Annotated in this window: 8 protein-coding genes and 1 pseudogene; 7 read left to right on the plus strand and 2 right to left on the minus strand. The window is 56.3% G+C overall.

Annotation, left to right across the window (positions count from 1 at the left end):
* Positions 1 to 141: 141 nt before the first annotated feature.
* From IKE44_RS06525 to IKE44_RS06555, 7 genes and pseudogenes are all read left to right on the plus strand, one after another.
* A pseudogene (locus tag IKE44_RS06525) lies at positions 142 to 336 on the plus strand (carbohydrate ABC transporter permease); the annotation flags it as partial.
* Between the two features lie 244 nt (positions 337 to 580).
* Positions 581 to 1,075 carry a MaoC/PaaZ C-terminal domain-containing protein gene (locus IKE44_RS06530; RefSeq protein ID WP_235468454.1) on the plus strand — a complete coding sequence of 165 codons (495 nt, stop codon included), beginning with the start codon at positions 581 to 583 and terminating at the stop codon, positions 1,073 to 1,075.
* On the plus strand, positions 963 to 1,976 hold the full coding sequence (locus IKE44_RS06535; protein ID WP_287465379.1) for a LacI family DNA-binding transcriptional regulator: 1,014 nt from the start codon (positions 963 to 965) through the stop codon (positions 1,974 to 1,976). Before IKE44_RS06530 ends, IKE44_RS06535 begins: the two co-directional genes overlap by 113 nt.
* A 140-nt stretch (positions 1,977 to 2,116) precedes the next feature.
* Entirely contained in the window at positions 2,117 to 3,196 is a 1,080-nt protein-coding gene (locus IKE44_RS06540; RefSeq protein WP_287465381.1) for a Gfo/Idh/MocA family protein, read from the plus strand.
* Positions 3,197 to 3,314: 118 nt separating this feature from the next.
* Positions 3,315 to 4,064: a ThuA domain-containing protein gene (locus tag IKE44_RS06545; protein ID WP_055358102.1), complete on the plus strand. Its 750-nt coding sequence runs from the start codon at positions 3,315 to 3,317 to the stop codon at positions 4,062 to 4,064.
* On the plus strand, positions 4,061 to 5,215 hold the full coding sequence (locus tag IKE44_RS06550) for a Gfo/Idh/MocA family protein (RefSeq protein WP_287465383.1): 1,155 nt from the start codon (positions 4,061 to 4,063) through the stop codon (positions 5,213 to 5,215). Before IKE44_RS06545 ends, IKE44_RS06550 begins: the two co-directional genes overlap by 4 nt.
* Before the next feature lie 103 nt (positions 5,216 to 5,318).
* A complete protein-coding gene (locus IKE44_RS06555) occupies positions 5,319 to 6,290 on the plus strand; it encodes a sugar phosphate isomerase/epimerase family protein (protein ID WP_055358100.1) in 972 nt (323 codons plus the stop codon).
* 96 nt (positions 6,291 to 6,386) lie between these two features.
* Here the strand turns inward: IKE44_RS06555 and IKE44_RS06560 are convergent, their stop codons facing one another.
* Together IKE44_RS06560 and IKE44_RS06565 are read right to left on the minus strand one after the other, a co-directional pair.
* Positions 6,387 to 6,719, minus strand: coding sequence for a hypothetical protein (locus IKE44_RS06560; RefSeq protein ID WP_055358099.1), 333 nt, complete (start codon positions 6,717 to 6,719; stop codon positions 6,387 to 6,389).
* A gap of 69 nt (positions 6,720 to 6,788) precedes the next feature.
* The gene (locus IKE44_RS06565; RefSeq protein WP_287465386.1) at positions 6,789 to 7,247 is read right to left on the minus strand and encodes a CBO0543 family protein; all 459 of its coding nucleotides are present in this window, start codon (positions 7,245 to 7,247) and stop codon (positions 6,789 to 6,791) included.
* Positions 7,248 to 7,439 lie beyond the last annotated feature (192 nt).

Below are 7,439 nucleotides of genomic sequence, written 5' to 3' on the forward strand. Positions count from 1 at the left end.
AAGCTGTAGACCTGAGTGTCTTATGCTCTAGCGGCGAAGTGGACACGCCTCAAAGAATAAGGATTGCTTGAAGCAGTCAAACTTCTTTGGAAGCCCCCACTTCAAATTTTCGCTAGAAAATTAAGTGGGGGTAGTTCACTTGCCTTGACGATCAATACGGCGGAAAAATACAAAACCGTTCCGGTCGGCATTGCCATGTTCCAAGGCCAGTATACGATCCCGTGGGGCGAAATTTCTGCAGCCACCGTGGTGGTGACGATCCCGCTTGTGATCATGGTGCTGTTGTTTCAGCGCCGCATCGTTTCCGGGCTCACGTCCGGTTCGGTAAAAGAATAAGGAAGAACAAAGGGGGCCGGCCGGCATCCTTTTGTTTTTGGAAACATGAAGCACGGAGGGGCAGTTCTATCCGCTCCACTCCGTTCATATGTTAATGACAGACGGGCTAACGGGGAGGGATGCGTAAAGGCCAAAGATGATATGATTAATATTCAGAATATTAACAAAATATACAGTGGCAGCCGTGAAAGGGGGTGGAATTTGTTTTTACTCTTTTTTGCACCAACCAAGGGGAGGGGAAGGCGTGCGATTTGACCGTCCGTTTGAACAGTATGCGCTTGGCGAGCGCCACCGTTCGCGCGGACGAACGATCACCGAAGCGGATATTGTGCGGTTTGCCGGCGTTTCCGGCGATTTTTACCCGCTGCACATGGATCAGGAATACGCCAAGCGGACGCCATTTGGCGAGCGCATCGCCCATGGGATGTTGACGCTGTCGGCGGCGACGGGGCTGTGGATGATGGAGCTGGGAGTGGTCCTGGCGTTTTATGGCATCGATTCACTTCGTTTCGTTCGTCCCGTCAAGATCGGTGATACGATTTACGTGGAATCGGGCTTGACAACCGTCCTGTCTTTCCGATATGATGGTAATGTAATCGATTACATAAGCGAGAGGACTACGACCAATGGCAAGCATAAAAGATGTGGCGAAACGGGCGAACGTATTGACGGCCACCGTGTCGCGCGTGTTGCGCAACACGGGCAACGTCACCGAGGAGACAAGGCAGCGCGTGCTTGAAGCCATTGAAGCGCTGAACTACCATCCGAACGTGCTCGGCCGGTATTTGCGGCGGATGGAGACCGAGACGGTGCTCGTCGTCGTGCCCGATATTATGAATCCATTTTTCTCGAAAGTGCTGCGCGGCATTGAAGCGGTCGCCCTCGAGCACGGCTATCAAGTGCTGCTTGGCGATACGCAAAATGACGCGCGGCTTGAGGAGCAATATTTGAACGTATTGCCGCAGCGGCAAGTCGACGGGATGATTTTTTTGACCGCCCGCATCCGCAAAGAGCTGATGGAAGAGATGGCGCGCCAGTTTCCGATCGTCTTGGCGTGCGAGTATCTCGAAGGGACGGATATCCCGACCGTGTCCATTGACAATATCAGTAGCGCCCGCAAAGCGACAGAACACTTGATCCGCCTCGGCCATCGCCGCATCGCCCACTTATCCGGGCCGATGGACGTCATTTTAAGCCGCGATCGGCTGCGCGGCTACCAACAGGCGCTGGCCCAGCATGAGCTTGAGGCGGACGCTGCGCTCGTGCAGGAAGGTGATTTTACCTATGAGTCCGGATATCATTTGACGCTCAAGCTACTCGCCCTTGAGAAGCCGCCAACCGCGATTTTCGCCGCCAACGATGAGATGGCGATCGGGGCGGTTAAAGCCATTCGCCATCGCGGCGGGCGCGTTCCCGACGATGTCGCCGTTGTCGGATTTGACGACATTCAAATGGCCTCGATTTTTGAACCGAGCCTTACAACCATCGCCCAGCCGATGTTTGAGATCGGCCAAAAAGCGATGGAATTGCTGCTTGCGCTCATTGAAGGAACGAGCGCGCGGCGGCGTCAGCTTGTTCTTCCCGATCGGCTCGTCATTCGCGATTCGTGTGGAGGAGAGCGCTCTGGGCAAAGGGGCTGACAGCGCTCTCTGTCCGGTGCGGGGAACGGGCGGATTTTTTTGCACGGTGATGTAATCGATTACATCACTTAGAAAACGGACGGCGAATCGGTGGAGCATATGGGACAGAGAAAACAAATGAGCGCAAGGGGGAAAAGGACATGGGGAACACGATTCCAATCCGCCTCGGCTTGATCGGAGCTGGAGGGATTTCCAATGAACACATCAAGGCGGCGCTAAACCTTTCCGAGCGCGTCGTCTTGCAGGCGATTTGCGACGTCAATGAACAAGTGGCCGCGGAGAAAGCGAAAACGTACGGCATCCGTGAAGTGTATCGCGACTACAAGGAACTGCTCGCCTCACCAGATGTCGATGCCGTCATCATTACCGTGCCGAATTTTTTGCACGCCCAAGTGTCAGTCGACAGCTTGCGGGCCGGGAAACACGTGCTTTGCGAAAAGCCGATGGTGACGAAAGCGGAAGAGGCCGACGCCATCATCCGCGCCCGTGATGAGTCGGGAAAACAGTTTATGGTGTCGTTGAACAACCGCTTCCGCCAAGCAGCGCAATGGCTGCATGAGCGAATCCAATCCGGTGCGTTCGGCGAGATTTATTACGCGAAAACGGGCTGGGTGCGCCGCCGCGGCATTCCCGCATGGGGGGCATGGTTTTTTGACCGCGAGCGCTCCGGCGGCGGTCCGCTCATCGATTTGGGCGTCCATATGCTCGATGTGACGCTTTGGCTGCTCGGGAACCCGAACCCGGTCGCCGTGACGGGGAAAACGTACGCGAAGTTCGGCCCGCGCCGCCAAGGGGCATGGCCGGGAACGACGTTTTCGCCTGATGCCGCCTATACGGTCGAAGATTTCGCCGCGGCGTTCATCCAGCTCGAAAACGACGCGACGGTGCTGCTGGAGACGAGCTGGGCGTCGCACATTGAAGAAGAGCGGGCATATGTCGAATTTCTTGGCACGGAAGGCGGCGTGCGCTGGGAGTGGAACATCGCCGGCAACCGCCAAGAAGTGAAATGGTTCCGCAACGAACACGGCGTTCCGGCCGATGTCACGCTCCATTTTGAGGACCAGGGCGAACGGGTGGCGCTCCTTGACCACTTTGTCACGAGCATCACGGAGGAGACGGCACCGCTTTGCACGGCGGAACAAGGGCTTACGATCGCCAAAGTGTTAGAAGCGATTTACGAATCGTCCGAAAAAGGGCGGCAAGTTCGCATCGAATGGTGAGAAACGCTCCATGAATCGCACTGGCGTCCCAACGAGTCGCGAACATGGGGAAACATTCCAAAAAACACTCGGCCTAGCCGCATACAGACAGGCCGAAAGAACCAAGGGGGATCAATGAATGACCACACCCATCCGCGTTGTCGTCTGGAACGAATTTCGCCATGAAAAGAAAGATGAACAGGTAAGAGCGATTTATCCGGAAGGAATGCATACCGTCATCGCGAACTACCTAGCCGAAGCAGGGTTTGACGCCGCGACCGCTGTCTTGGACGAACCGGAGCACGGCTTGACCGACGAGGTGCTCGACCGGTGCGACGTCCTCGTCTGGTGGGGGCATATCGCCCATGATGAAGTGAAAGATGAGGTTGTCGAACGCGTCCACCGCCGCGTGCTCGAAGGAATGGGGCTCATTGTCCTTCACTCCGGCCATTTCTCGAAAATTTTCAAAAAGCTGATGGGGACGACATGCAATTTGAAATGGCGCGAAGCCGATGAAAAAGAGCGTCTCTGGGTCGTCGCCCCGGGCCATCCGATCGTGGAAGGAATCGGATCGTACATCGAGCTTGAGCAGGAAGAAATGTACGGCGAGTTTTTCGACATCCCAGAGCCGGACGAAACGATTTTCATCAGCTGGTTTGAAGGCGGAGAAGTGTTCCGCAGCGGCTGCACGTTCACGCGCGGGAAAGGGAAAATTTTCTACTTCCGCCCCGGCCATGAAACGTATCCGACGTACCATCACCCGGATGTGCTGAAAGTGATCGCTAACGCCGTCCGCTGGGCCGCGCCGGTCAACCGCGGGGAAATCGTCTTTGGCAATGTCAAGCCGCTTGAGCCGATCAAAGCGAAACAAGGAGGAGTGACGCAGTGAAACCGATCAATGTCGGTATTATCGGCACCGGCTTTTCCGCTTCTTCCCATATTGAGGCGCTCCGCCGCCTGCCGTTTGTGAACATCGTCGCCATCGCCTCAAGCAGCCAAGAAAAAGCGGAGGAAGCCGCTCGCCGATTCGGGATTCCGAAAGCGTACGGCGACTACCGCGCTTTAATTGACGACCCGGACGTCGAAGCCGTGCACAACTGCACGCGCAACGTCCTCCATTTCCCGATCAACATGGCCGCGCTCGAGGCAGGGAAACATTTGTTGTCGGAGAAGCCACTCGCCATGGACAGCGAACAGTCGGCGGAATTAAAGCGGCTCGCTGCACAAAGCGAAAGCCTTAGCGCGGTCTGCTTCAACTACCGTCACTACCCGCTCGTTGTCGAGGCGAAAGAGCGGCTCGCCCGTGAGGCGAAGCGCGTTCATTTCGTGTACGGCGGCTATGTGCAAGACTGGCTCTTGTATGACACGGACTACAACTGGCGGCTCGACCCGGCGCAAAACGGCCCGTCGCGCGCCATCGCCGACATCGGTTCGCATTGGTGCGACACGGTGCAATACGTGCTCGGCAAGAAAATCGTCGAAGTGTTCGCCGACTTGCGCACTGTCCATCCGGTCCGCTACAAGCCGAAGCAGGAAGGGAGCACGTTTGCATCCGGGCATGCTCAAGACGCCGAGCCCGTCCAGATTGACACGGAAGACGGCGGCAGCGTGCTCGTCCATTTTGACGACGGCACCCACGGGGCGTTTACGATTTCCCAAGTGAGCGCCGGCCGCAAAAACCGGCTCTATTTTGAAATCGCCGCCGATGAGATGACGCTCGCCTGGGACCAAGAGCACCCGAACCGCCTCTGGGTCGGGCGCCGCAGCGGCCCGAACGAAGAAATCGTCCGCGACCCGGCGCTTTTGTCGCCGCAAGCCGCCGCTTACGCCCATTACCCGGGCGGCCATGAAGAAGGCTGGCCGGACGGGCTGAAAAATTTGTTCCGTGATTTTTATGGCGCCATCATCCGGAAACAACGCGGCGAGGCGCTCGGGGAACTGCCGTTTGCGACGATCGCCGACGGCCACCATACGATGAGGATCGTCGACGCCATTTTGGAAAGCCATCGCACGAAACAATGGGTGCGGGTGGCGGAATAAGCGTGGGAGTTCGTTCGATCCGCTCATCCGACGAGAAGCAACAACAGCGCGGCGCGGCGGCCGTCCGGCCGTTGCGCGCCGTCAAAAGGGGGAGAATGACAAAATGAAAGTAGGCGTATTCACCGTCTTGTATCAACAGCTGCCGTTTGAGGAGATGCTGGACAAAGTCGCCGCCATGGGCATCGAAGCCGTTGAGCTTGGCACCGGCAATTACCCGGGCAACGCCCATTGCGATCCCGACGCACTTTTGGACCAGCCGGAAAACATCAAAGCGTTGAAAAAAGCCGTCGCCGACCGCGGCCTCGTCATCAGCGCGTTAAGCTGCCATGGCAACCCGCTTCATCCGGACAAAACGTTCGCGAAACAGTCACATGACACGTGGCGGAAAACGGTCAGGCTCGCCGAGCAGCTCGAAGTCCCGGTCATCAACGCCTTCTCCGGCTGCCCGGGCGACCATCCCGGCGCCAAATACCCGAACTGGGTCACATGCTCCTGGCCGCCGGATTACTTGGAAATTTTAAAATGGCAATGGGAAGAAGTCGTCATTCCGTACTGGCGCGAAGAAGCCGCGTTCGCCAAGGAGCACGGCATCACGCAAATCGCCTTTGAAATGCATCCGGGCTTTGTCGTCTACAACCCGGAAACGCTCCTCAAACTGCGCGAACACGTCGGTGAAGCGATCGGCGCCAACTTTGACCCGAGCCACTTGCTTTGGCAAGGCATCGACCCGGTTGAGGCGATCAAACTGCTCGGCCGCGAAAAAGCGATTTTCCACGTCCATGCGAAAGACACGTACTTAGACGAAGCGAACATCCGCAAAAACGGCGTGCTCGATACGAAACATTACAGCCAAATTCTCGATCGCTCATGGGTGTTCCGCACCGTCGGCTACGGGCAAAGCGAAAAAATGTGGCGCGACATCGTCAGCGCCCTGCGCGCCGTCGGCTACGACTACGTGCTGTCGATCGAACACGAAGATATGCTCGCTTCGATCGATGAAGGGCTGTCAAAGGCCGTCGCCCTCTTGAAAAAGGTGTTGTTCAAAGAAGAACTGCCCGAGATGTGGTGGGCGTAAAAAGAAGGCGGCAAGGGAAAATGATCCCTTGCCGCCCGCCGTTTCAGCGTAAGCGCGAAAAAGACCCTCCAACGCCTGCCAAGAGGCGCACCTGCTTTAGACCACTTGCGCCGTCTCGCGGCCAACGCGCCCTTTCATGAACAGCAGCCGGTGCCCGTCCACCGTCAAATCGATCATCGCGCCATCCAACACATCATCGCCTGACTTTTTTCCGTTTGCCTGCAAGTACGCGACCCGGTACCACTTGCGCCCGTACTCAAAATACATGTACCGCCCGCGCCGGAAATCGATCCAAAACTTCACCGCCTCGCCGTTTACGGTCTTCCAGACATACCCCCACGCCCGGTCTTGGCGGATCGGCGCCATTTTTGGACGCGCGGAATTGATGGCTTCATAATACAGGCGGTGTTTGATGTCAAACAGCACCATCCCGTTTGCCTCCTTTTGGACATGATACTATATGTATAGCGCCAAACGGGCAAAAATAGACATGCTGGCTCACTCATTTCGTCTCAGCATTCGCCCTGCGAGCAACCGAACGGCCAACGTCAACAGAAACATTGTAACGAGTGAGTATTCCCACTTCCAACCATGATATTCGATAAAATCCGTATACCGTTCAAAGACAACCTCAAGGGCTGTCAGCACCGCCGCATACCCCGCGCATTGCGCCGCCACACCCGGCCAGCGCGCCCGGCGCGAGGTGGCATAGACGTACACACTGACAACCGGATAGAGAAGATATTCAAAAATGACGCTGTTGCCCGTATAGCTGGCAAAAAAACGGACCGGATACTCCAGCAGCCCGGCCCCCGCCACGATCGAACCGAAAAAACTCGCTGCATACGCATTCAGCAAAAACGACACCCATACATCCCGCGCCGGCAAAAAGCGGAAACTCAACAGCAAAAGCCCCGCCCCGACCGCGACAAGCAGCCAAAGAACGAAACGCTCCATATGATCCTCCACACTCGAACCCGAGTTCGACAGTTTTGAGGCCATTTTAGGCAAATGAAAATGGCCAAAATGCTGTTATATCAAAGATTTCGCGATGCGGATCCTAGAAAAAAACACTGAATTTCATAGGCACACGACTTGTTTATTTTAACTTTTAAAACAGCTGAATATCGGTTATAATATAGGCATGTA

Origin of the sequence: Geobacillus sp. (assembly GCF_017515625.1) — a bacterium.
Lineage (GTDB): Bacteria > Bacillota > Bacilli > Bacillales > Anoxybacillaceae > Geobacillus > Geobacillus stearothermophilus.

Bases quoted from the DNA above. Each gene is read 5' to 3' on its own strand.
- IKE44_RS06555 (WP_055358100.1), top strand. From the start codon at position 5,319: ATGAAAGTAGGCGTATTCACCGTCTTGTATCAACAGCTGCCGTTTGAG.
- IKE44_RS06545 (WP_055358102.1), top strand. From the start codon at position 3,315: ATGACCACACCCATCCGCGTTGTCGTCTGGAACGAATTTCGCCATGAA.
- IKE44_RS06560 (WP_055358099.1), bottom strand. From the start codon at position 6,719: ATGGTGCTGTTTGACATCAAACACCGCCTGTATTATGAAGCCATCAAT.
- IKE44_RS06535 (WP_287465379.1), top strand. From the start codon at position 963: ATGGCAAGCATAAAAGATGTGGCGAAACGGGCGAACGTATTGACGGCC.
- IKE44_RS06540 (WP_287465381.1), top strand. From the start codon at position 2,117: ATGGGGAACACGATTCCAATCCGCCTCGGCTTGATCGGAGCTGGAGGG.
- IKE44_RS06565 (WP_287465386.1), bottom strand. From the start codon at position 7,247: ATGGAGCGTTTCGTTCTTTGGCTGCTTGTCGCGGTCGGGGCGGGGCTT.